24 protein-coding genes are annotated in these 22,485 nt (G+C 68.5%); 17 read left to right on the plus strand and 7 right to left on the minus strand.

The genetic code is table 11. The features are described 5' to 3' along the window. The first annotated feature begins 31 nt into the window (after positions 1-31). The 9 genes from FSB78_RS15825 (at position 32) to FSB78_RS15865 (ending at position 5,510) form a co-directional block, all read left to right on the plus strand. Positions 32-844, plus strand: coding sequence for a shikimate dehydrogenase family protein (locus tag FSB78_RS15825; protein ID WP_147083523.1), 813 nt, complete (start codon positions 32-34; stop codon positions 842-844). After that, a complete protein-coding gene (gene coaE / locus FSB78_RS15830) occupies positions 841-1,428 on the plus strand; it encodes a dephospho-CoA kinase (protein ID WP_147083524.1) in 588 nt (195 codons plus the stop codon). Before FSB78_RS15825 ends, coaE begins: the two co-directional genes overlap by 4 nt. A 7-nt stretch (positions 1,429-1,435) precedes the next feature. Next, positions 1,436-2,128: a DNA polymerase III subunit epsilon gene (dnaQ, locus tag FSB78_RS15835; protein WP_147083525.1), complete on the plus strand. Its 693-nt coding sequence runs from the start codon at positions 1,436-1,438 to the stop codon at positions 2,126-2,128. Positions 2,129-2,177: 49 nt separating this feature from the next. After that, positions 2,178-2,792, plus strand: coding sequence for a ribosome hibernation-promoting factor, HPF/YfiA family (gene hpf / locus FSB78_RS15840; RefSeq protein WP_147083526.1), 615 nt, complete (start codon positions 2,178-2,180; stop codon positions 2,790-2,792). Positions 2,793-2,854: 62 nt separating this feature from the next. Further along, entirely contained in the window at positions 2,855-3,322 is a 468-nt protein-coding gene (locus FSB78_RS15845) for a PTS sugar transporter subunit IIA (protein ID WP_147083527.1), read from the plus strand. Beyond that, on the plus strand, positions 3,312-3,767 hold the full coding sequence (locus tag FSB78_RS15850) for a PaaI family thioesterase (protein ID WP_147083528.1): 456 nt from the start codon (positions 3,312-3,314) through the stop codon (positions 3,765-3,767). Before FSB78_RS15845 ends, FSB78_RS15850 begins: the two co-directional genes overlap by 11 nt. 10 nt (positions 3,768-3,777) lie before the next feature. Then, positions 3,778-4,101, plus strand: a complete 324-nt coding sequence (locus FSB78_RS15855; RefSeq protein WP_147083529.1) for a DUF1491 family protein — start codon at positions 3,778-3,780, stop codon at positions 4,099-4,101. 152 nt (positions 4,102-4,253) lie between these two features. After that, positions 4,254-4,907 carry a cell wall hydrolase gene (locus FSB78_RS15860; RefSeq protein WP_147083530.1) on the plus strand — a complete coding sequence of 218 codons (654 nt, stop codon included), beginning with the start codon at positions 4,254-4,256 and terminating at the stop codon, positions 4,905-4,907. Positions 4,908-5,003: 96 nt separating this feature from the next. Next, positions 5,004-5,510: an MmcB family DNA repair protein gene (locus tag FSB78_RS15865; RefSeq protein WP_147083531.1), complete on the plus strand. Its 507-nt coding sequence runs from the start codon at positions 5,004-5,006 to the stop codon at positions 5,508-5,510. A gap of 28 nt (positions 5,511-5,538) precedes the next feature. On the opposite strand, the gene FSB78_RS15870 is transcribed toward FSB78_RS15865, so the two are convergent. Further along, positions 5,539-6,135, minus strand: coding sequence for an ankyrin repeat domain-containing protein (locus FSB78_RS15870; protein WP_147083532.1), 597 nt, complete (start codon positions 6,133-6,135; stop codon positions 5,539-5,541). Positions 6,136-6,209: 74 nt separating this feature from the next. Between FSB78_RS15870 and FSB78_RS15875 the strand changes: the two genes are divergently transcribed. From FSB78_RS15875 to FSB78_RS15885, 3 genes are read left to right on the plus strand one after another with little or no spacing between them, the layout of a single operon-like run. Then, positions 6,210-6,797, plus strand: a complete 588-nt coding sequence (locus FSB78_RS15875) for an SCO family protein (protein ID WP_147083533.1) — start codon at positions 6,210-6,212, stop codon at positions 6,795-6,797. Further along, entirely contained in the window at positions 6,794-7,225 is a 432-nt protein-coding gene (locus FSB78_RS15880) for a YcgN family cysteine cluster protein (RefSeq protein WP_422396711.1), read from the plus strand. The genes FSB78_RS15875 and FSB78_RS15880 overlap by 4 nt, the downstream gene beginning before the upstream one ends. Continuing rightward, the gene (locus FSB78_RS15885; RefSeq protein ID WP_422396712.1) at positions 7,203-7,907 is read left to right on the plus strand and encodes a M48 family metallopeptidase; all 705 of its coding nucleotides are present in this window, start codon (positions 7,203-7,205) and stop codon (positions 7,905-7,907) included. Before FSB78_RS15880 ends, FSB78_RS15885 begins: the two co-directional genes overlap by 23 nt. On the opposite strand, the gene FSB78_RS15890 is transcribed toward FSB78_RS15885, so the two are convergent. Genes FSB78_RS15890 through FSB78_RS19155 form a run of 6 tightly spaced genes read right to left on the minus strand, consistent with a single transcriptional unit; the run spans position 7,883 to position 13,530 of the window. Then, positions 7,883-10,030, minus strand: a complete 2,148-nt coding sequence (locus tag FSB78_RS15890) for a transglycosylase domain-containing protein (RefSeq protein ID WP_147084261.1) — start codon at positions 10,028-10,030, stop codon at positions 7,883-7,885. The genes FSB78_RS15885 and FSB78_RS15890 overlap by 25 nt on opposite strands. 46 nt (positions 10,031-10,076) lie before the next feature. Beyond that, positions 10,077-10,478 (minus strand): peptide-methionine (R)-S-oxide reductase MsrB, encoded by a 402-nt coding sequence (msrB, locus tag FSB78_RS15895; RefSeq protein ID WP_147083535.1) that lies wholly within the window; start codon positions 10,476-10,478, stop codon positions 10,077-10,079. Positions 10,479-10,509: 31 nt separating this feature from the next. Next, the gene (locus tag FSB78_RS15900) at positions 10,510-11,592 is read right to left on the minus strand and encodes an NAD(P)/FAD-dependent oxidoreductase (protein WP_147083536.1); all 1,083 of its coding nucleotides are present in this window, start codon (positions 11,590-11,592) and stop codon (positions 10,510-10,512) included. Continuing rightward, positions 11,571-12,248: a methyltransferase domain-containing protein gene (locus FSB78_RS15905; RefSeq protein ID WP_147083537.1), complete on the minus strand. Its 678-nt coding sequence runs from the start codon at positions 12,246-12,248 to the stop codon at positions 11,571-11,573. Before FSB78_RS15905 ends, FSB78_RS15900 begins: the two co-directional genes overlap by 22 nt. Beyond that, positions 12,245-13,309, minus strand: coding sequence for a type III polyketide synthase (locus tag FSB78_RS15910; protein WP_147083538.1), 1,065 nt, complete (start codon positions 13,307-13,309; stop codon positions 12,245-12,247). Before FSB78_RS15910 ends, FSB78_RS15905 begins: the two co-directional genes overlap by 4 nt. A 59-nt stretch (positions 13,310-13,368) precedes the next feature. Next, entirely contained in the window at positions 13,369-13,530 is a 162-nt protein-coding gene (locus FSB78_RS19155) for a hypothetical protein (protein WP_158638029.1), read from the minus strand. A gap of 406 nt (positions 13,531-13,936) precedes the next feature. On the opposite strand from FSB78_RS19155, the gene FSB78_RS15915 reads away from it, so the two are divergent. The 5 genes from FSB78_RS15915 to FSB78_RS15935 all read left to right on the plus strand — a co-directional run bounded on the left by FSB78_RS15915 (position 13,937) and on the right by FSB78_RS15935 (position 22,374). Beyond that, positions 13,937-14,404 (plus strand): MarR family winged helix-turn-helix transcriptional regulator, encoded by a 468-nt coding sequence (locus FSB78_RS15915; protein ID WP_147083539.1) that lies wholly within the window; start codon positions 13,937-13,939, stop codon positions 14,402-14,404. Positions 14,405-14,641: 237 nt separating this feature from the next. Beyond that, positions 14,642-15,568 (plus strand): hypothetical protein, encoded by a 927-nt coding sequence (locus tag FSB78_RS15920; protein ID WP_147083540.1) that lies wholly within the window; start codon positions 14,642-14,644, stop codon positions 15,566-15,568. 11 nt (positions 15,569-15,579) lie between these two features. Beyond that, on the plus strand, positions 15,580-16,143 hold the full coding sequence (locus FSB78_RS15925) for a hypothetical protein (RefSeq protein ID WP_242008345.1): 564 nt from the start codon (positions 15,580-15,582) through the stop codon (positions 16,141-16,143). Between the two features lie 35 nt (positions 16,144-16,178). Next, a complete protein-coding gene (locus FSB78_RS15930) occupies positions 16,179-17,264 on the plus strand; it encodes a hypothetical protein (protein ID WP_242008346.1) in 1,086 nt (361 codons plus the stop codon). Positions 17,265-17,331: 67 nt separating this feature from the next. Beyond that, positions 17,332-22,374, plus strand: a complete 5,043-nt coding sequence (locus FSB78_RS15935; protein WP_147083541.1) for a DUF11 domain-containing protein — start codon at positions 17,332-17,334, stop codon at positions 22,372-22,374. Positions 22,375-22,485: the final 111 nt, after the last annotated feature.

Here is a 22,485-nt window from a genome sequence, read left to right on the forward strand (position 1 = left end):
GACAACGCTCGCGCGGGAACAAGGAACGACGATGACCAAAGCCTATGCCGAAGTGATCGGTGACCCGATCGCGCAATCCAAGTCGCCGATCATCCACGGCTTCTGGCTCGACGCGCTCAGGATCGATGCCGAGTATCGCCGCGCACACGTGACCGCCGACGCCCTCCCCGCCTATTTCGAGAGCCGCAGCGCCGATCCCGACTGGCGCGGCTGCAACGTCACGATGCCGCACAAGCTGGCTGCGCTCGATCATGTGACCGATCCCGGCGATGTCCGCGGCACGATCGGTGCGATCAACACGGTGTTTCGCGGCAAGGACGGCGCGATGATCGGGACCAACACCGACGCCGCGGGGTTCTGGGCGCCGATCGACGATCTCGATATCGCGGGGCAGCCGGTGACGGTGATCGGCGCCGGCGGCGCGGCGCGCGCGGTGCTGTTCGCGCTGTCGCGGATGGGGGTCGGTCCGGTGACGATCCTCAACCGCAATCCGTTGAAAGGTGCAGCGCTGCTGGCGCTGTTCAAGCTGAAGGGCCAGGCGTTGCCACTGGCTCCCGCGGCCCCGCCCTCGCGGTTGCTGGTCAACACCAGCGTACTCGGCATGGCTGGCCAACCGCCGCTCGATCTCGATCTGGGCGCACTGGACGATGACAGTCTCGTCTACGACATCGTCTACTCGCCGCTGGAAACGGGCCTGCTCAAGGCTGCGCGGAAGCGGAACCTCGAGACCGTCGACGGGCTGGAGATGCTCATCGCGCAGGCGGCCGTCGCGTTCGAGATATTGTTCCACGTGGAACCTCCGCAGGATCGCGACGAGGACTTGCGGGCGCTGCTGACCGCATGATCATCGGGCTCACCGGATCGATCGGCATGGGCAAGTCCACGGTCGCGGCGATGTTCCGAGATCTCGGCGTCCCGGTGTTCGACGCGGATGCAGAAGTGCACCGGCTGCAAGGCCCGGGCGGTGCTCTGGTCGGCGCGATCGAGGCGGCGTTTCCAGGCTCGACGACCGACGGCGCGGTCGATCGCGCGAAGCTGCGCTTGTCGGTGTTCGGCGACGACGCCGCGATCGCACGACTCGAGGCGATCGTGCATCCGGCGGTCGCGGCGGCCCGCACCGACTTTCTCGCGCGTCATGGCGACGCGCTGGTGGTCTTCGACGTGCCGTTGCTGTTCGAGACCGGCGGCGATGCGAAGGTCGACCGGGTCGTTGTGGTCTCCGCTCCGGACGCGGTTCAGCGCGCGCGCGTGCTGGCCCGTCCCGGCATGACTCGCGAGACGTTCGAGGCGATCCTCGCCCGTCAGACGCCCGACGCGGAAAAGCGCGCGCGCGCCGATTTCGTCATCGAGACCGATACGGGATTGGATGAAACGCGTGCGCAGGTGCGTGCGGTGATCGCTTGCGTGACGCGCGGTGAAGGAGGATAACCTGCCGATGCGCGAGATCGTCTTCGACACCGAAACCACCGGCCTCAGTTTCTCCGGCGGCGACCGCATGGTCGAGATCGGCTGCGTCGAGATGATCAACCGGGTCGAGACCGGGCGTACCTTCCACGCCTATTACCATCCCGAGCGCGACATGCCGGTCGAGGCGTTCAACGTCCATGGGCTCAGCGAGGCGTTCCTGTCCGACAAGCCGCGCTTCGGCGATGCGGTACACGAGCTGATCGACTTCATCGGCGACGCGCCGATGATCGCGCACAATGCGAGTTTCGACTTTTCCTTCCTCAACGGCGAGATGCAGCGCTGCAACCGGCCGATCATCCACATGAACCGGATGGTCGACACGCTGCAGATCGCGCGCAGCCGCCATCCCGGGGCCAAGCATTCGCTCGATGCGCTGTGCTCGCGCTTCGGGATCGACCGCAGCCACCGCGTGCTGCACGGCGCGCTGCTCGACGCGCAGCTGCTCGCGCAAGTCTATGTCGAGCTGATGGGCGGGCGGCAGATCGGTCTGGGGCTGCTGGCGGAGGCCACTGCCGCAAGCGCCGCACCGGTCGTCGCGCCCCCGCCCCGTATCGCCCGCCCGCCGCGCATTTTCGTCGCGAGCGAGGGAGACCTTGCGGCGCATGCAGCGTTCATGAGGGGGATCAAGGATCCGATCTGGGGGGCCGCGGCGTCCGGATGACGCCGAGCGGACGGAGCCAACAGGACCGTCAGCGTATAAGGAGACGAAAATGGATATCCGGATTTCAGGTCATCAGGTCGCCACCGGCGATGCGCTCAACAGCCATGTGGAAGACCGACTCCAGGGTATCGCCGACAAGTATTTCTCCCGCGCCATTTCGGCCGAGGTGACGTTCGGCAAGGGCCCGCACGATGCCGGGTTCAAATGCGACATCGTCGCGCACGTCATGAAGGGGCTGGTGCTCAAGGGGCATGCCGAGGCCTATGACGCGCATCCCGCGTTCGACGGCGCCGCCGCGAAGATCGAGACGCAGCTGCGCCGCTACATGCGCCGCCTGAAGGATCGCCATGCCGGCGAGGCCGTCGCGGCAGCCGAGAGCATCGGCTACGACAATGCGGGCTACACCCTGTTCCAGGAAAGCGTCGAGGAAGAAGACGTCGCGGATGCGCCGCTGATCATCGCGGAGACCCGCGTCGACGTGCCCGTCGCCAGCGTGTCCGACGCGGTGATGATGCTCGATCTGCGCAATACCGCGGCGTTGCTGTTCGAGAATGCGGGCACCGGCGCGCACAACATGGTCTATCGCCGCGGCGATGGCACGATCGGCTGGGTCGAGCCGCAGCGCGCCGCCGCGTCCCCGGCTGCGACACCCCCCGCGACCTGACCTTTACGTCCCTGCGCGACGCGACTAGCGCTCGCGCAGGGGCAAGGATCCATTCCACGACCATGAATGATTTCAGCGATATGCTGCGCGACGACGCCGTGCTGACGGGCGTCGTCGCTGCGACAAAGAAGGCCGTGCTCCAGCAGCTCGCCGCGGTAGCGGCGACCGTGATCGACGGCGACGCGAAGATGATCACCGACAAATTGCTCGCCCGCGAGAAGCTGGGATCGACCGGGTTCGGCGGCGGTGTTGCGATCCCGCACGCCAAGATCGATGGCCTCGAACAGGTGACCGCGGTGTTCGCACGTCTGGCGCAGCCGGTGGATTTCCAGGCGGTGGACGATCTGCCGGTCGACCTCGTCTTTCTCCTGCTGTCGCCGACCGACGCCGGTGCGGTGCACCTGAAGGCGCTTGCCCGCGTCTCGCGTCGCCTGCGCGACCAGGCCTTCCTCGCCAGGCTGCGCGGTACGGGCTCGCGCGACACCCTCTACGCCCTGTTCGCGACCGACGATGCCCGCGATGCAGCCTGAGAGCGGCGCGCAGGCGCATTTCCGCGCGCTGGAGTCGCTCTACGCGGAAGCACCGATCAACCGGTTCTTCGAATCGTCGCTCGAGATTCCGGAGAGCGGGTTCGCGCGCATCCACTTCGCGATCGACGAACGCCATTATCACGCCGGCGGTGCCGCGCACGGAACGAGCTATTTCAAGATGCTCGACGATGCGGCCTTCTATGCCGCCAACAGCCTCGTCACCGATCGCTTCCTGCTCACCACCGCGTTCAACCTGCTGCTCACGCGCCCCTTGAAGGCAGGACCGGTCATTGCCGAGGGTCGCTGGATCAGCGGCAAGCGACGGGTATTCGTCGCCGATGCGCGGCTGATCGATGCGGACGGCGAGGAAGCGGCCCGGGGAACGGGCACGTTCATGCGGTCGCGCATCCCGCTTGCCGACCTGCCGGGATACCGGATGACATGAGGCCCGCGCGATGAGCGGACGTCTGCCGACCGGGATGATGGCCACCGCCCTGCTCCGGCGCGTCAACGATTCCGGGGGCTCGGGGATGGTGCTCGCCAAGGGCACGTCCGACGGCACCATACTCGTGGTTGCGATCGAACGTGGTGAGCCCCCCAAGCTGTTGGAGCGCGGCCCGGGGCCGGACGGCCGCACCATTCTGATCGACTCGACTCCGGCCGAGGATATCGACGGCTATTGGCGCCGGCGGCGCGCGCGTGACCCGGATTTATGGGTGATCGAGGTGGACATCGCAGGCGCGGAACGGTTCGCCGCTGAAACGATCCTCGACGATTGACTCCAATCCCCCGTGAAACGAGGGAGATTGCAGAAGAAATCGCGTTGTGTCGGTGCGGGTGCGATCCGGGTCGATTACGCAGTCGGGGGGATGCCCGGACGATTGGCCTGGCCGATCGGGTCCGTGGTCCAACCGCATATAAACTTGAGTGAATGACGATTCTGCAGCGGGCCGCGACGATCGCAGCCATGACCTTCTCCCTCGCCGGCCTGCTTGGACACAGCACGCCTGGAAAGGCCACGGAACTCGACCGCACCGCGATCACGACTCCCGTTTCTGTAAGTTACAACACCCTCGCCCCGGCAAATGTTCCGCAGATCGTGCCCGCCGTGACCCCCGTTTTCGAACCGGCCGTCACCCCCGCACCGATCGCCCCTGCCGAAGCCGAATCCGAAGATTTCGACTCCCTCGCCGAAGCCGTCGCCGCGCAGGATTCCGCTGCCGCCAACGAATCGCTGCAGTGCCTCGCCGGTGCGGTCTATTTCGAATCGAAGGGTGAACCGCTCGCCGGCCAGCTCGCCGTCGCTGAAGTCATCATCAACCGCGCCAAGTCGGGCCGCTTCCCCGCAGACGTCTGCGACGTCGTGACGCAGCGTGGCCAGTTCAGCTTCGTGCGCGGCGGCCATATCCCGACGATCACCGCGGGCAAGGCCTATCGCACCGCGATCGCCGTCGCCAAGGTCGCGCTTGCCAGCGCCTGGAACAGCCCCGCCCCCAAGGCGCTGTTCTTCAACACGCCGAACCGCTCGCCGGGCGGCCGCCTCACCAAGATCGCGGCGATCGGCAACCACATCTTCTATCGTTGATCCGCACGCGCCGGGGCCCCTGCTCCACCCGCTGCCGATGACCGACCAATCCGCGAACGGGCTTGCCCTGTTCGCGGATTGTTCTATTTCTGGGCCATGCTCGATGTCCCTTCCCGCCCCCCCGCCTCGTGCGTCGACGCGCCCGGTTCGCCCCTTTGTGCCGCGGATGTCACCCGCGGCGTGACGCGCATGCTGTTGCGGCACGACCTGACCGCGATGGCAGAGGTTCCGCTCGACGGTGGCCGACGGGCCGATCTGATGGCGCTCGACGCGCGCGGGCAGATCGTGATCATCGAGATCAAGGTGTCGCGCGCCGACCTGCTGGGCGACGGCAAATGGCCCGATTACCTGGCGCATTGCGATCGCTATTACTGGGCGGTGCCAGCGGGATTCGACATCGGCCCGCTGGACGGGTCGGCGTTCCTGCCCGGGCGGACCGGGATCATCGTCGCCGATCGCTACGACGCGGCGATCGTCCGCGAGGCACACTCCACCCCCCTGCCCGCGCATGTCCGCAAGCGCTGTACGCTGGCGTTCGGCCGGCGCGCGGCGCGGCGGCTGATCGGGGTGGTCGATCCCGATGCGGACGGACTGGCCTTCTAGCGCGCCGGCAGCCCGCCCGGGGGGACGATCAGAATTTCGGGCCCGACACGGCCTTCTGCGTCTTTTTCGGCGCGTCCTCGAGCAGCTTGGTCACCACCGGATTGCGGCTGTCCTGCTTGGCATAGGCGCGTGCCGACATGCCGGCGATGATATCGGCCTGGTCGGGATCGGCGCCCTCGTTCAGCAGGATGCGGATCATGGCGATGTCGCGGCGCTGCACGGCGCGGATCAGCGGCGTCTCGCCCGCCGAGTTGCCGAGGTTCGGATTGGCTTTCGCCGCGGTCAGGATCGGGATCATCCCCGTCTGCCCCATCGTCACGGCAAGGAGCAGCGGCGTGTTGCCCTTGCCGTCGCGCATGTTCGCGTCGGCGCCCTTCTGCAGCAGGAAGCGCAGATAGGTCTCGTCGCCGCGCTTGATGACGATGTGCAGCGCCCCCTCGCCCGTCGTCACGTCACGCGCGTTGACGATGTTGCTGCCCGGCCTGCCGAGCATTTCGAGCACCTCGTTGTTCTTCGCGTCGCGCACCGCGGACAGGAACTTGTATCCGGCCGATTGCTGCTGCGCGAGCGCGGGCGCGCCGGAGGTCAGCAGCAGGGCCGTCAGGAACAGGCGGAAGGGCGACATAGCGGATATCCTCGAAGCCGGGCTTTTGCCGACGCTTGCGCTGCAACCGCTAACAGATCAAGGCTGGCGTCATCATGAACATCGTCCGCCATGTCCTGTTCGGGGCGCTCGCCCTGGCCGCCTGCAGCCCGACGCCGGTCGCTCCGGCCCGCCCCCCGCTCGAAGGGGCCCGGATCGGCGGACCGTTCACGCTGACCGACCAGGATGGCCGCACCGTGTCCGACCGCGATTTCGCAGGCAAATACCGGATCATGTACTTCGGCTACACCTTCTGCCCCGATGTCTGCCCGACCGACGTCCAGGCGATCGGCGCCGCGCTGAAGACGCTGGAAGCGAGCGACCCGGCGGTCGCCGCCAAGGTCGTCCCGGTCTTCGTCACCGTCGATCCGGCGCGCGATACGCCTCCGGTGCTCAAGGCCTTCGTATCGGCGTTCCACCCGCGCATGGTCGGGCTGACGGGAACGCCGCAGCAGATCGAGGCCGTGAAGAAGGAATTCGCGATCTTCTCCGCCAAGGGCGATCCCGCACCCGGTGGCGGTTACCTCGTAAACCACAGCCGCCAGACCTATCTGATGGGGCCGGACGGCAAGCCGATCGCGCTGCTGCCCCAGGAACAGGGACCGAAAGCCGTGGCCGACGAAATCAAGCGGTGGGTTCGTTGAGCCGCTTCTGGGAAACCACGCCGATCGAACAGCTCGACCGCGGCCAGTGGGAGGCGCTGTGCGACGGCTGCGGCAAATGCTGCATCCACAAGCTGGAGGACGAGGATACCGGGGAGCTGGTCCCGACCAACGTCGCCTGCCGCCTGCTCGACCGGCGCAGCGGGCAGTGTTCCGACTATCGCCACCGCCATGCCTATGTCCCCGAATGCGTCCGGCTGACGACGGGCAACGTCCACGGGATCGACTGGCTGCCCAGCACCTGCGCCTACCGCCTCCGCGCGGCGGGCGAGGCGCTGCCCGAATGGCATTACCTCGTCTGCGGCGACCGCGAGGCGGTCCACCGCGCCAAGCAATCGGTACGCGGCTGGACGGTCAGCGAGGACGAGGCCGGCGAGCTCGAATATCATGTGGTCGAGCGCGAGCTGTGATCCGCAGGTGATCGACGGCCTCGACATCGTCCGCCACCCGCGTGCCCGGCGTGCGCGGCTGTCGATCGATCCGGCCAGCGGCCGGGCAAAGCTGGTCCTGCCGAAGCGCGCGGCGCTGAAACCCGTGCTGGCCTGGGCGGAAGAGAAGGCGGGCTGGCTCGCCGAGCAGCGCGCCCGCCTGCCACAGGCGCGTCCGTTCGCGCCCGGTGCGGTGGTGACCGTGGCCGACGAACCGCTGACGATCGCCTGGCAGCAAGGCGCGCGGCGCACGCTGGTCCGTGACGGCGATACGCTCTCGCTGTCCGGTCCGATCGAGACCGTGCCGCGCCGGGTCGAGGCGTGGATCAAGCGCGTCGCGCTCGACCGCCTGGCCCAGGAAACCGCCGAATTCGCCGCGAAAGCGGGCGTTTCGGTGACCCGCGTGACGATCGGCGATCCGACGGGCCGCTGGGGCAGCTGTGCGTCGAGCGGGGCGATCCGCTACAGCTGGCGGCTGATCCTCGCCCCCGGCTGGGTCCGTCGCGCGACCGTCGCGCACGAAGTCGCGCACCGCGTACACATGAACCATGCACCGGTGTTCCACGCGCTCGTCGCCGAGCTGCTCGACAGCGACCCGATGCCCGCGCGCGCATGGCTGCGCACGCACGGCGCCGCGCTTCACTGGATCGGTCGGTCGTCCTGATTGCGCTCGCGCGGTACGTCGCGCTGTAGCGGCTGACGCCCGGCCGGCCCGTCGCGCCGCGGCAGATCGCGGCCGGACCCGTCACGCGCGGGGGCATCGCGGCCGGTGACCCGGTCGATCCAGTCCTGGTTCAACTGCTGCGGCGGCACCGGGGCCTGCTGATCGCCCTCGATCACCGGGACGCTACCGTCGTCCTCTGGCGCCTGCTGTACCGGCGCCGGGCGCTCGATCGGGTTGCCATCGGCATCGACCATCTGCCCGGACTCGCCATTGTCGGGCTGGCCGAAATAGCTCTCCTCGTCGGGCTCCAGCTGCCATTCGGGCAACGTCACCTGCGTTTCGAACTGCTCGATCGGGCGGTTGGCGGTCGCGGGCTTCATGAATGCGGCCCAGGCGCGCGCCGGCGCCGTCCCGCCGTGCAGCCCCGCGATCGGGCGCGCATCGTCGCGACCCATCCACACGCCGGTCGTGATCCCGCTCGAGAAGCCCAGGAACCAGCCGTCCTTCGACGAACTCGTCGTACCCGTCTTGCCCGCGACCGGCCGGCCGATCTGCGCGGCGCGGCCCGTGCCGGTATTGACCGCGGTCTGCAGCAGGTCGGTCATCTCCGCCGCGACATAGGGCGCGACCAGCACATGGCTGCGGTCGACCTCGTGCGTGTAGATCGTCTGTCCGTTCGAGCTGACCCGGGTGATGCCGTACGGCGTCACCGCCACGCCCTTGCTGGCGACGCTGGCGAAGGCGCGGGTCATGTCGAGCAGGCGCACCTCCGAGGTGCCGAGCACCATCGAGGGATGGGTGTTGACCGGCGTGGTGATCCCGAACCGACGCGCCATGTCGGCGACCGTCGCGAAGCCGACCTCCTGGCCGAGTTTCGCCGCGACGGTGTTGAGCGAATAGGCGAACGCGGTGCGGAGCGACACGGCGCCCGAGTTGCGACGCGAATCGTTGCGCGGGCTCCACCCGCCGATCGTGACGGGTTCGTCGACGATCGAATCCTCGGGCTTGTGGCCTGCTTCGAGCGCGGCGAGATAGACGAACAGCTTGAATGCGGAGCCGGGCTGGCGGACCGCCTGCGTCGCGCGGTTGTAGATCGACGACACATAGTCCTTGCCGCCGACCATCGCGCGCACCCCGCCGTCGCGGTCGAGCGCGACCAGCGCGCCCTGCGCACCCGCGGGTGCGTTGGCGCGGATCGCGGCGTCGGCCTGGCGCTGCATCGACAGGTCGAGCGTCGTCCAGACCTCGAGTGGCTGCGTCGTTTCGTCGATCAGCGTGTCGAGCTGCGGCAGCGCCCAGTCGGTGAAATAGCGTACGCTGTTCTGCTTGGGCTCGGGCGCGAGCTTCAATCCCTGGATGTCGGCGGCGGCGGCTTGCGACGCGGTAATGGCCCCCGTTTCCTCCATCGTCCTGATGACGACGCCGGCGCGACCGACCGCGGCCTCGGCATCGGCGGTCGGCGAATAGTTGGACGGCGCCTTGACCAGCCCTGCGATCACCGCGGCCTCGGCGAGGCTCAGATGGTCCGCGCCATGCCCGAAGAACTTCCGGCTAGCGGCATCGATGCCGTAGGCGCCGCCGCCATAATAGACCTTGTTGAGATAGAGCTCGAGAATCTGGTCCTTGGTGAACGCGCGCTCGATCGCGAAGGCGAGGATCGCCTCCTGGAATTTCCGCGCGAATTTCTTCTGGTTGTTGAGGAAGACGTTGCGGGCGAGCTGCTGCGTGATCGTCGACCCGCCCTGCGTGAACCGGCCGCGGTCCCAGCGCACCTTGATCGAGCGTGCGACGCCGATCGGATCGACGCCCAGATGCGAGCGGAAGCGGCGATCCTCGACCGAGATGGTCGCGTCGCGCATCACCTGCGGGATCTCGCTATAGGGCAGCCACTCGCCATAGCTCGGCCCGAGCGAGACGATGACCGTCCCGTCCGCGGCATGGACGCGGATCATCTGGCCGTTGGGCGAGGATTTCAGGCTGTCGAACGACGGCAGCTGCGACTTGGCGACATAGACCGCGATCACCAGCGCGGCGAAGGCGAGGACGGCCAGACCGACGAGCAGCTGGATCAGGATGATCAGCCGGCGGCGCCATCGGGGACGGGGGGGACGCGCACGAGCCATGAACATGCGCGAAATACGCGCTAACCGCAGGGCCTACAAGCGAAGATCACCCGGTTCGGCGCGCGCGGAACTCGAGTGCGACCGAATTCATGCAATAGCGCAGGCCCGTCGGCGGCGGTCCGTCGTCGACGACATGGCCGAGATGACTGTCGCAGCGCGCACACCGCGTCTCGGTGCGGGTCATGCCGTGGTTCGCATCGCTATGGTCGGTGATCGCGTCGGTCGATGCGGGGCGCGTGAAACTCGGCCAGCCCGACCCGGACTCATATTTGTCCGCGCTGTCGAACAGCGGGTTGCCGCACGCCGCGCAGCGATAGATCCCGTCGGCCCTGGTATCGGTGAGGGCACCGCTGAACGCGGGTTCGGTCCCGGCTTCCCGCAGCACGTGGTACTGCACGGGGGTCAGACGCCGACGCCATTCGGCCTCGGAGAGGTTCAGCTGGTCCATCGGATGACCGTCGTACCGGAACGGCCCTGGGTCAATGCGGGGGAATACGCGTCGCATCGGCGACGATCCGGATCAGCGACGGCCGGACGAGCGGCATCAGCCATGTCGCCCGGCTGTCCTCGGCGATACGGCGGACGAGGCCGGCGACTCCGATCGGGCGGGCGAGCCGACCCGCGAACCCGACCTGCCAGTCCGCGGCGCCCTGTGCGCCGTTCCGCTGATAGGCAGCGGCCGCGGAGACACCGCTCGCCAGCGCGATCCCCATGCCTTCGCCCGCGAGCGACGGAATGACGCCAGCCTGGTCGCCGAGCCGGAACAGCCCCGGCTCCCCGCTGCGCACGCGCCAGCCATAGGGGACGTTGGCGATCGCATCGACGGGCGCCTCGATCCGCGCGATCCAGTCGCCGAGCGCGGGCAGGTCCCGGCCGAGCGCGTCGAGCAGCTGTCGCGGGGTTCCCGCCGCCTGCAGCCTCGAGCGATGTACCGCCAGGCACAGGTTCGCGCTGCCATCCTCCTGCAGCGCGAGCCCGGCATAGCCGCGATCGAACAGGTGCAGTTCGATCTGGCCGGCGAGCGACCTGGCGAGGGCAGGGGACGGCACGATCCGGACGCGGAGGCCCAGCGTCGGATCGGATCCGCGCGCGCTTTCCGGTCGCGCGAGTCCGCGGATGTCGTGCTTGCCGCTCGCGAGGAACAGCGCATCGGTGGCGAGCGTCGCGCCGTCGGCGGTGCGCACCGTGCGATCGTCGATCTCGCGTACCGTGACGCCGCGCTCGACCCCGGCGCCGAGCCGTACCGCCTCGGCGAGCAGCACCGTGTCGAGCCGGTGGCGCGACACCGAGAGCGCGGCGTGCGGCAGCGCCGCCTCGGCCCGCCGGCTCCCCGCGAACAGCCGTACCCGCGTCACGCGTGCCGGATTGAGCCGGTCGGGGTCGATCCCGAGCCCGGCCAGCGTCTCCAGCGACCGCCAGCTGAGGAAGCCGCCGCACAGCGCATCGCCCGTCTCGCGCGATCGTTCGAGCAGCGTGTGTGGCACGCCGGCGCGCGCGAGCCCGATCGCCGTCGCGGCCCCCGCGGGTCCGCCGCCGACGATCAGCGCAGATGTTCGACGCATAGCCGGAACGGAAAGGCGCGGAACACCCGGGCATCGTCGATCCCGGCTTCGGCGAGGATCGGCGGCCATTCGTCGGGCCGATAGCTGCGCGCGATCGACAGCGTGCCGTCATGCCGCACCATCGGATGCCAGCGCGCCAGCGTCGCGAGCAGCGGGTATCCGGCATGCGCGAACCGGTGGCGGTGGAGGTCGTTGACGAACCAGCCGACCCGCGCCTGCGCCTGCATGAAGCGTAGGAACGCGACGAGCTGGGCGTGCGTCATGTGATGCGCGACGAGGCTGCTGATGATCGCGTCCCACGGCTCGTCCGCCAGGTCCGCATAGTCGCCCGTGACGTAGCGGATCGCGCCGCCATGCACGCGCGCCGCGGCCTCGCTGCGCGGATTGAGATCGACGCCGACCAGCTCGACCGCCACGCCGCGCTTCGTTGCCCAGCGCGCGATCCGGCGCAGCATGTCGCCGTCGCCGAAGCCGACGTCGAGGATCCGGAGCGATGGCGATCGCTCGGCCGCACGCGCGAGGAAAGCGAGGGTAGGGCGCGCAGCGAGCGTGACGACGTTCACCTTGGCAAGGTCGCCGACGACCGCGGCGTAGACCGCGGGATCGAGATCGTCCGCGTCCATCTGCTCCTCGGCGTGCGACCGCGCGAGTGTCACGGCGCGCTCCGGAAGCCGAACCCCTCCGCGGCCAGCCCCGGACCGAAGGCGAGCGCAACGCCGCGCGCGACAGGGGGACCGGCCAGCAGTCGCTCCAGCACGAACATCAGCGTCGCCGACGACATGTTGCCATTCTCCGCCAGCACCGCGCGCGATGCGGCCAGCGCGTCGGGCGACAGGTGCAGCGCATGCTCGACCGCGTCGAGGATCGATCGCCCACCGGCGTGTACCGCCCAGGCATCGACGCTTTCGGGCGGATGGCCGCCGCTGGCGACGTCGCGGAAGGCGGGGTCGGCGATCGCGGTGGCGATCCGGCCCGGGACCTCGCCCGACAGATGCATCGCAAAGCCGCTGTCGGTGATGTCCCAGCGGATCAGGTGGTCGCTGTCCTCGAGCGTGGTCGCGAACGGCGCTTCGAGTGCGAACCCGTGCGCGTCGCCGGTCACCAGCGCGGCCGCGGCCCCATCGCCGAACTGCAGCATCGCGAGCAGCGGTTCGATCGCGCTGACCGCCTGCAGGTGGAGCGTCGACAGTTCGACGGTGACGACCAGCACGCGGGCGCCGGGTTCCGACCGGACGATGTGCCGTGCGCTGCGCAGCGCGACGACCGCGGCATAGCAGCCCATGAACCCGACCAGCAGCCGCTCGACGGTGGGGGACAGGCCGATCCGCCGGGCGATGATCTGGTCGATACCGGGAGCGACGAAGCCGGTGCAGCTTGCCACCACCAGGTGCGTGATGCCGTCGAGCGCCACCTGCGCACGCAAGGCATCGATTGCCGCGATGGCCAGATGCGGAGCGTGGTCGGCGTAGAGCGCCATCCGCGCGGCGGTGCCGGGCAGGGTCTCCGCGGCATAGAAGCCGTCCTCGGCGACCGGCGAAGCCCCGGTTTCGGTGCGCGGCAGGATCGACCAGCGATGCGCGATCCCCGATCGGTCGGCCATCCGATCGAACAGTCGCGCGGAACGGCCGTCGACGCGGGCCCGTGCCCAGTCGAGGAATGCAGCATGGATGTCATGGTCGGGAACGGCGGATCCGACGGCGTTCAGATAAGCGGACACAGTGCCCTTTCGCGGGAATTCCGGCTATAACGCGCGAGACCGCGAAAGCATACCGTGCCTCAATGACGGCAGGCGTCGTCGATCCGCTCATGCCCCAGCGCGTATTTCTCGTCGATCAGCGCCATGCCCTGCCCGACATAGGCCGCGATCACATGCTCGCCGGACTCCTCCAGCGCGCGACACGCATCGTTCAACATCGAATAGATCAGCTGGGCATTCATCGTCGGTCTCCGTGGTGCGGCCGAATCGTCGGCGGCCGTCCGAGTGCGCGCGCGATAGCCGCTCGGCCCACGAAGATTAGGATCTATTTTGGGGCGAGAACCAGAACGGGACAGATGAAACCGCAATGGTTTAGAATAGGGTCGATAATCCAGAGCATTAGATTGCCGAAGCAAATTATTACAAAAACGTTAGGTCGAAAATGAATGTATCGGGCCGATCCCGCTGCAGGCGCGACGATGCTTTCCTCTCGAAGGACCTGTCGGCCGCGGATCCGTAACATTGCGGGGCAGGTTTTGCTTGGCCCCCCCTTCGCAATGTGCCTAGGCTGACCCGGTCGATGCGCCGTTCTGTACTTGACCCGGGGGGGCAGGGCGGGGTGTAGATTGCGGTAACGGGGAGCTTGGGATGAACAACGATACGGTCGTTGGATTGATGAAGGAACTGACCGCGACGCTGTCGGCGGTGGCCGGCGAATTCGACAAGCGCATTGCCGCGGTGGTCGAACCGGTCGAAGAGACCGACGATGAAGGACCGAGTTCCGGCGCGTTGATCGCGCGCGCGAATGCGCTGCTGGCCGAACGGCGGCTGCGGCGCCAGCATCTGCCGGCCGAGCTGTTCCACGAACCGGCCTGGGACATGTTGCTCGCCTTGTTCGTGGCGGCGGACGATCCGCAGCCGATGAACATCAAGGCGCTGGTCGCGATGGCCGATGCACCGGTGACGACGTCGCAGCGCTGGATCGAGCATCTGTACAAGCTGCGCCTGATCGACCGCGTCATCGATCCCGCCGACCGCCGCCGCGTCGAGATATCGCTCAGTGCAATCGGGCAGGATTCCGTCACCAGTTACCTGCGCGCCGTCGCCAAGATGTGATGGCGGAAACCATCAGCAAAACGGGTCTAATCCAAGTCGTTTTCGGTTTATGTAGCGGATGAACGAACAACTTTGCTCAGATCCGCCATCCGAAGCGGTTTGAAATCGAAGTATAAGGCTACAGATGTTTGCCGTTTCGATTTTGTAGGGAATGATTAAGTAGCGAGACGCAAATAAGTTCCGGTCTTTGGATTGGAACAGCGAATTTTTACGCATCGCCCCTCACATGATCGCCGGATGGACATGATCGGCAATGCCGTTCGGTCCATCGTCGTGCTGTGCATGGCGACGTGTCTTTCCGTCGGCGCACGGGCGCAGACGCGGGCGGGGACGCCGATCGTCAACACGGCCGGCCTGACCTACGAGACTGGCGGCGAAACCCGCGCGCTCCAGTCCAATACGGTCACGATGCTGGTCGCCGAACGCCTCGACGTTCGGCTGGTCCGCGAAAGCGACGGGCCCGTCGCGCTCGACGGCACTGTCGCGGCGATCCCCTTCATCCTGACCAATGCCGATAATGGGCGCGAGGCCTTCGTTGTCACGGCGTCGCTCGCGACCGGCGGGCGGACCCCGCTGCTCGCGATCGATAGCGACGGCGACGGGCAGTACGACGCGACCCGTGACGCCGAGGTCGTCGAGGGCACGACGCCGGTGCTGGAACCCGGCGCGACGCTGCGGCTGTTCGCGCTCGTCGCCGATGGCAGTGCCAGCGACGCGCTCGTCGTCACAGCACGCGCGACGACCGGTTCGGGCACCGCCGGTCGTGCGTTCGACGGCCAGGGCGACGGCGGCGGCGACGCGGTCGTCGGTCCGACCGGCGCCGCCGCCAGCGTCACCGTGCCGCTGCGCACCGCCGGTGCCGACCCGGTGCTGGTCAAGACCCAGTCGGTCGCGGACGCCGCTGGCGGCGCGCGGCGCGGATCGGTCATCACCTACACGCTGGAAGCACGCTTCCCCGGCGGCGCGCGCGACGCGGTGATCGCCGACCGCATTCCCGCCGGCACCACCTTCGTCCCCGGCAGCCTGCGCGTCGACAACGCCGTGCTGACCGATGCCGCCGACGCGGATTCCGGACGGTTCGACGGCGAAGGGGTCGCGGTCGCGCTCGGCGATGTCGGCGCCGCGTCCATCCATGTCGTCGAATTCAAGACCCAGATCCAATGAGGAGCACCACGATGAAGATGCGTCGTCTGCCAGCCGCCGTCCTGACGGCGGGGCGTCTGCCAGCCGCCGTCCTGACGGCGGGACGCCTGTCTGCCGCCATTATGGCGGCGGCGATCCCGCTTGCGAGCCCGGTCGCCGCCGGCCCCGCCAGACAGGCGCCCGCCGCAGGCCCGCTCGAGATCACGAGCAGCATGATGGTCGAGCAGCGCAGCGCCGCCGCCGACGGCACCACGCGGGTCGCGCTGGTCAAGCCGGCGCGCGTGTCGCCCGGCGACCGCATCGTCTTCGTGCTCGCCTATCACAATATCGGGCGCCAGCCGCTGTCCGACGTCGTCCTCGCCAACCCGCTGCCCCGCGCGATCGGCTATCGCAGCGCGAGCCCGGGCTCGCCGGCGCCCGAAGTGTCGGTGGACGGCAAGACCTATGGGGCGCTCGCCAGCCTCCGCGTGCGTGCCCTCGACGGCAGCACGCGCGCCGCGAACCCCGACGATGTCACCCATGTCCGGTGGCGCCTTGCGAGTCCGGTGGCCCCCGGTTCGCAAGGCCAGTTCGCGTTCCAGGCCGTGCTGAAGTGATTCCCACCCCCCTCCGACCACAAGGACTTCGATACATGACCGTTTTCGCGGCCAGGCGCCTGATGCTGACCGGTACGGCCGCAGCGGCGGCCTTTGCATCCACCGGCGCCGAGGCGCAGTCCGGCACCACTGCCGGCACCGTCATCAGCAATACCGCCACCGCCAGCTACAGCGTCAACGGCGTCAACCAGACCAAGACGTCGAACACCGCCACGTTCAAGGTCGATCGCAAGGTCAACCTGACGCTGGTCGACGGACAGCCGGGGAACACGCAGGTCGCGGTCGGCCAGACCGGTGCGGTGCTCAAGTACACGCTGACCAACAGCACCAACGGCACGCAGGACTTCCTGCTGACGCCGACCCAGGGAATCCTGCTGGGCGGCGACAATTTCGACGTCGTCCTCCCCAAGGTCTACGTCGATAGCGACGGGGACGGCGTATATGACGCGACGAAGGACAAGCTGACCTTCGTCAACGAACTCGCCGCCGACACGTCGATCGTCATTTTCGTGGTCGCGGACATTCCGGCCGATCAATCGGCACGGCTCGCCAACGTCACGTTGACCGCGCAGGTCGCAGCAGGCGGCGATGCGTCAACCACCGTACCCGGCGTGGCGCTCTCGCCGAGCACTCTCAACGACGACCAGCAGGTCGACGTGGTGTTCGCCGATACCGACACCATACCGCGTGACGGCCTGGCCTCTGCGACGCTCGCCTACGAGATCGCGACGCGCGACGTCGCGCTGACCGTCGTCAAGTCGTCGGCGGTCATCTCGGACCCGGTCAACGGACCCCTGGCGCCCAAGGCGCTGCCCGGCGCGGTCGTGCAATATTGCCTGATCGTCAACAACGCGACGCTGCTGACGCCTGCCAACGGGGTCAACATCACCGACACGATCCCGACGAACACCACCTACGTGCCCGGCTCCATCACGGTCGGCGGGCTCCCCGTCCTGGGCGCATGCGTGCTGGGCACGCCGATGAACGACAGCGGCGCCGCGGTGGGGGGCAGCCCCTATACCGCCTCGTACAATGCAGACACGAAATTGATCACGGCCACGATCCCGACATTGTCCAGCCTGCAGTCGCTGGGCGTGACGTTCCAGGTCACGATCAACTAGCCCCGGCTCGGCTCAAGGGACCGCTCGACTCCGGCGCGTGGCGACGCGCGCCGGTTCGGGATGCCTCATGCCCGGATTCCGCCTCCTTGCGCGCCTCGGTGCCGTGCTTCTTGGCCTCAGTGCCGGCGCCCTGCCGGCACAGGTGGCCCCGACGCGCGTCGTCAACACGGCAACGCTGTCGTTCGGGCCCGAAGCGGCGCGGCGCACCGTGTCGTCGAACACGGTGTCGCTGGACGTCGTGCGGACCAAGCGGCCGACGTCGTTCAGCCTCCGCCTGCTGCCCCCGGGCTACACGCTGAGCGGGCTGAAATGCCAGGCGACGCCGACCGTCGTCACCACCGCGGCGCCGATCGACGCCGCGACGCTGGCGGCCGCACCGCGGCTCACCACGCTCGACATCCGTACCCCGCTGATCGTCGTCATCGACAATCCCGGCGACAATCTCGATCCGACGACGCGCGAGACCGTCAGCGTCGCAGTCGAGGTCGGCGCGGTCAGGAACGCGCTCCTGCTGCTCGAAACCGCGCCCGACAGCGGCGTGTTCGCCGGCGGCGTCCCCGCGACCGGCCAGGGACCGGCCGGAACCGAAGCGTGCGACCTGCCGATGAAGCGCGGCGAGAACCTGACCCTCAGCTTCGTCGAGAACGACAACAGCTTCGCATCGTCGATCTCGCTGCTGATCGACCCGGCCGGCTATGTGTTCGATTCGCAGACGGCCGAGCTGATCGACGGCGCGGTGGTGTCGCTGGTCGACGACAAGGGCGCGCCCGCATCGGTGTTCGGCGACGACGGCGTCAGTGCCTATCCGGCGACCGTCACCACCGGGCAGCCGGTGACCGACGCCAGCGGCCGGGTCTACCCCGCGCTGCCCGGCCATTACCGTTTCCCGCTCGCACCGCCGGGCCGGTATTTCATCAAGATCAAGCCACCCGGCGCCTATACCGCGCCGTCGACGATGCCGCGCGAGGCGCTCGCTGCCCTGAAGGACGCCGCCGGCCAGCCCTTCATGCTCAATGACGCGAGCTTCGGCGGCGGCCTGACGCTGCAGGACCCGGAGCCGTTCTACGCCGACATCCCCGTCGACAAGGCGAGCAACAGCGTGTTGCTGCTGACCAAGACCGCGTCGGTACGGCAGGCGTCGCCGGGCGACGTCATCCAGTATCGCATCCAGGTGACCAATCGGGGCACCGATGCCGCGCGCGCGCTGCACCTGTCGGACATCCTGCCGGCGGGACTGCGCTACGAACGCGGTTCGACGCGCGGCGCGGATGAGCCGAGCGTGGCGAGCGACGCGCGCACGCTCGACTTCGCGGTCCCCGCGCTCGCCGGCGGACAGACGCTCGACCTGCGCTACGTCGTCACGGTGGCGCCCGGCGCGCCGGTCGGCGAGGCGCTCAACCGCGCGGTGATGCGCGGCGTCGGCATCGCCAGCAACGAGGCCGCGGCGTCGGTCCGTCTCCAGCCGCTGCTGTTCACCGACGCCATGACGATCATCGGCCGCGTGACCGAGGGGAATTGCGGCGATCCGGTCGACCACCGAAAGGGCGTGGCGGGCGTGCGCCTGCTGATGGAGGATGGCACCTTCGTCGTCACCGACCGCGACGGCCTGTATCATTTCGAAGGCGTCCGGCGCGGCCGCCACGTCGTCCAGCTCGACACCGCGAGCATCCCGCCGACGCACACACCCGTCACCTGCGACAGCGACACCCGCCAGGCCGGCAGCGCGATCTCGCGCTTCGTCGAGGGCGACGGCGGATTGCTGAAGCGCGTCGATTTCCAGCTGAAGCCGACCGGGGCGGCGCAGGCCGCCGCGCAGGCGCTGCCGATCGCGGTCGTCGACGACGCGACGGCGGCGGGCAATCGCGACTGGATGGCGACGCGGCCTCCGCCCGGAATCGACTGGCTGTTCCCCGCCGCCGACCACAACCCGCGCTCGCCGACGCAGCGCGTAGTGATCAAGCACGGCGCCGACCAGCGCATCGCGCTCAGCATCAACGGTCGGCAGGTCGACCCGATGACCTTCGACGGGACCGACGGCGACGCCACGACGGGCCTCGCCCTGTCGAAATGGACCGGCATCGCGCTCACGGACGGCGACAACCGGCTGCAGGCGCGCGTGCTCGCGGCGGACGGCCGCGTCGTGCGGACGCTGGATCGCACCGTCCATTACGCCGGTCCCGGCGTGCGTGCGGTCGTCGATCTCGCGCACAGCCGGCTGGTTGCCGACGGCCTGACCCGGCCGCTGCTCGCGGTCCGCGTGACCGACAAGGACGGCCGCCCGGTCCGCGCCGGCACGCCGATCCCCTTCACCGTCGACCAGCCCTATGCCGCCGCGATCACCGTCGAACGCGAACAGGCCCGCCAGATGAACGGCGACCGCACGGGCGCCAGCGCACAGGTCGTCGGCGACGACGGCCTCGCGTTCCTCGCGTTGCAGCCGACCACGCAGGCCGGCGCGGTGCGCGCGGTCGTCTCGCTGGTCGAGGACAAGACCATCCGTACCAGCGAGATCCGCGGCTGGCTCGCAGGCTCGCAGAAGAGCTGGGTGGTGGTCGGCTTCGGCGCCGGCTCGATCGGCTACGACATGCTCAGCAAGCGGCAGAGCGGGTTGCCGCGCGCCGAGCGGAACGCGGTCGTCACCGATGGCCAGCTCGCTTTCTATGCCAAGGGGCGCGTCAAGGGATCGTGGCTGGCGACGATCGCCTATGACAGCGACCGCAAATACGACCCCGACCGCGGCCTGCTCGGCACGATCGATCCCGACCGCTACTACACCGTCTATGGCGACGGATCGCGCCAGGGCTATGACGCCGCCACCCGCCGCAAGCTGTATCTCCGGCTGGAACGCCGCGAAATCTATGCGCTGTTCGGCGATTTCGAGACCGGGTTCACCGATACGCAGCTGCTGCGCTACAACCGCACGCTGAACGGCGTGAAGGCGGCCTACGAGGGCAAGGCGGTCCGCGCGACCGGGTTCGCCGCGCATACCGACACGCTGTATGCGCGCGACGAGATCCAGGGCAACGGGCTCAGCGGCCCGTACCGCCTGCGTGGCCGCAACCTCGTTCCGAACAGCGACAAGCTGCGCATCGAGGTCCGCGACCGCTTCCGCTCGGAGCTGATCGTGTCGAGCCGGGCACTGACGCGCCACATCGATTACGACATCGACACCCGACTGGGCACGCTGCGCTTCCGCGAGCCGATCCTCAGCCGCGACAGCGCGCTGAACCCGATCTTCATCGTCGCCGATTACGAGGTCGAGGGCGGCCGCTCCGCGAAACTCGCCGCCGCCGCACGCGTCGCGACCAGGATGTTCGCGGACCGCGTCGAGATCGGTGCCAGCGTCATCCGCGACGAGACCGTGGGCGACGCGACCGTCGCCGGCGTCGACGTGAAGGTCCGCGCGACCAGGACGACCGAGATCCGCGGCGAACTGGGCAGCGGCGGACGCGGCGGGATCGGCAAGGGGCGTGCGTTCATCGCCGAGGTCGATCATCACGGCGCCACGCTCGACCTGCTCGCCTATGCGCGCCAGCAGGACACCGCGTTCGGTGTCGGCCAGCAGAACCTGGTCGAGGCAGGAACGCGGAAGCTGGGGTTCGATGGCCGGCTGCGGCTGACCGACCGGCTCAGCCTGACCGGTACCGCCTGGCACCAGACCCAGCTCGACAGTCCGGCGACGCGGATCGCGGGCGACATGCGGCTGGAATACAAGCGCGAGACGGGGACGGTCTTCATCGGCGGCCAGGTCTCGTCGGATCGCGGGATCGACGGCGAGAAGCGCGATTCGCGGCTGCTCACGATCGGCGGCAGCCAGTCGCTGTTCGGCGACGCGCTCGTGCTCGGCGGGCAGACGCAGGTCGCGCCGGGCGGCGACGACGACAGCGTCGACTTCCCCATCCGGCACCAGCTGACCGCGTCGTACCAGATCCGCCCCGGCATCCGCCTGATCGGCGGTTACGAGATCGCCGACGGTGCCGACTTCGTCGCGCATACCAAGCGGATCGGCGTCGATGTCGCGCCCTGGACCGGCGCCAAGGTCATGACGACGGTCAACCAGCAGGCGGCCAGAGACATGGCCAGAGACATGGCCAGAGACATGGGCAGCGAGGTCGGCGGCGAGAACGGCCAGCGCACCTATGCGCAATATGGTCTCAGCCAGTCGGTCCCGCTGGGCAAGCGCTGGACCGTCGATGGCACGCTCGATTCGAGCCGCACGCTGAAGGGCCAGATTCCGACGGGTGCGGTGATCAACGCGTTCCAGCCGATCGCATCGGGCGGCGCGCTCGGCCAAAGCGGGGAGCAGCAGATCGGCGACTACACTGCGGCGACGATCGGCGGCAATTACCGCGGCGATCGCTGGTCGTGGAACGCGCGCCTCGAATATCGCGCCGCCGACGCCGGCCATCGCTGGGGGATCACCTCCAATTTCCTCCGTACGCTGGGGGAGGGGAAGACGCTCGCCTCGGGGCTGCGCGCCTATACCGTCACCGACAAGACGGGCGCGGTCGCGGCCTATGCCAATGCCGATCTCGCCATCGCCTGGCGCCCGCTCGACAGCCGCTGGTCGCTGCTCGAGCGCCTCGAACTGCGTCACGAGCGCGCCGACCGCGGCTTCACCGACGACAACACGCTCGGCGTTCCGGCCTATGGCGCGGGCGACCAAGTGACGTCGCGGATCATCAACAACCTCGCGCTCAACTACCGTACCGGCGCGGAAGGCGCGGGCCACGGGCTCGAAGCGACGGTGTATTACGGCGCCAAGTATGTCGCAGGCCGGTTCGCCGACAATCGCTATGACGGCTATATCGACGTCACCGGGTTCGACCTGCGCCGCGATCTCGGCAGCCGGTTCGATATCGGCGTGCAGGGATCGGTACAGCATGCCTGGTCCCGCGGCGCGGTGTCGTGGAGCGGCGGGCCGTCGGCCGGCGTGTCGCCTGCCGCCAATATCTGGGTCAGTGCGGGCTACAACATCGCCGGCTATCGCGATCGCGATTTCGAGGACGACCGCTACACGCGGCAGGGACCGTATCTGACGATGCGGATGAAGTTCGACCAGGCGACGCTGGGCGGGGTGACCCGCGCCCTGTTCGGGGGGCGGCGATGACGGCGGACGGTCCCGAAACTGCATCGGTAATGCATGACGATGCGACTTTTCCGCACTGCGTCACGTTCCAAACATGGCCGATTTGTGCAACACTCACGATTGCAATCGAGG

The sequence above is a fragment of the Sphingomonas ginsenosidivorax genome, from assembly GCF_007995065.1.
GTDB classification, from domain to species: domain Bacteria; phylum Pseudomonadota; class Alphaproteobacteria; order Sphingomonadales; family Sphingomonadaceae; genus Sphingomonas; species Sphingomonas ginsenosidivorax.

Coding starts and splice junctions, on each gene's coding strand:
- FSB78_RS15825 (WP_147083523.1), top strand. CDS start 32: ATGACCAAAGCCTATGCCGAAGTGATCGGTGACCCGATCGCGCAATCC.
- coaE (WP_147083524.1), top strand. CDS start 841: ATGATCATCGGGCTCACCGGATCGATCGGCATGGGCAAGTCCACGGTC.
- dnaQ (WP_147083525.1), top strand. CDS start 1,436: ATGCGCGAGATCGTCTTCGACACCGAAACCACCGGCCTCAGTTTCTCC.
- hpf (WP_147083526.1), top strand. CDS start 2,178: ATGGATATCCGGATTTCAGGTCATCAGGTCGCCACCGGCGATGCGCTC.
- FSB78_RS15845 (WP_147083527.1), top strand. CDS start 2,855: ATGAATGATTTCAGCGATATGCTGCGCGACGACGCCGTGCTGACGGGC.
- FSB78_RS15850 (WP_147083528.1), top strand. CDS start 3,312: ATGCAGCCTGAGAGCGGCGCGCAGGCGCATTTCCGCGCGCTGGAGTCG.
- FSB78_RS15855 (WP_147083529.1), top strand. CDS start 3,778: ATGAGCGGACGTCTGCCGACCGGGATGATGGCCACCGCCCTGCTCCGG.
- FSB78_RS15860 (WP_147083530.1), top strand. CDS start 4,254: ATGACGATTCTGCAGCGGGCCGCGACGATCGCAGCCATGACCTTCTCC.
- FSB78_RS15865 (WP_147083531.1), top strand. CDS start 5,004: ATGCTCGATGTCCCTTCCCGCCCCCCCGCCTCGTGCGTCGACGCGCCC.
- FSB78_RS15870 (WP_147083532.1), bottom strand. CDS start 6,135: ATGTCGCCCTTCCGCCTGTTCCTGACGGCCCTGCTGCTGACCTCCGGC.
- FSB78_RS15875 (WP_147083533.1), top strand. CDS start 6,210: ATGAACATCGTCCGCCATGTCCTGTTCGGGGCGCTCGCCCTGGCCGCC.
- FSB78_RS15885 (WP_422396712.1), top strand. CDS start 7,203: ATGTGGTCGAGCGCGAGCTGTGATCCGCAGGTGATCGACGGCCTCGAC.
- FSB78_RS15890 (WP_147084261.1), bottom strand. CDS start 10,030: ATGGCTCGTGCGCGTCCCCCCCGTCCCCGATGGCGCCGCCGGCTGATC.
- msrB (WP_147083535.1), bottom strand. CDS start 10,478: ATGGACCAGCTGAACCTCTCCGAGGCCGAATGGCGTCGGCGTCTGACC.
- FSB78_RS15900 (WP_147083536.1), bottom strand. CDS start 11,592: ATGCGTCGAACATCTGCGCTGATCGTCGGCGGCGGACCCGCGGGGGCC.
- FSB78_RS19155 (WP_158638029.1), bottom strand. CDS start 13,530: ATGAATGCCCAGCTGATCTATTCGATGTTGAACGATGCGTGTCGCGCG.
- FSB78_RS15915 (WP_147083539.1), top strand. CDS start 13,937: ATGAACAACGATACGGTCGTTGGATTGATGAAGGAACTGACCGCGACG.
- FSB78_RS15920 (WP_147083540.1), top strand. CDS start 14,642: ATGGACATGATCGGCAATGCCGTTCGGTCCATCGTCGTGCTGTGCATG.
- FSB78_RS15925 (WP_242008345.1), top strand. CDS start 15,580: ATGAAGATGCGTCGTCTGCCAGCCGCCGTCCTGACGGCGGGGCGTCTG.
- FSB78_RS15930 (WP_242008346.1), top strand. CDS start 16,179: ATGACCGTTTTCGCGGCCAGGCGCCTGATGCTGACCGGTACGGCCGCA.
- FSB78_RS15935 (WP_147083541.1), top strand. CDS start 17,332: ATGCCCGGATTCCGCCTCCTTGCGCGCCTCGGTGCCGTGCTTCTTGGC.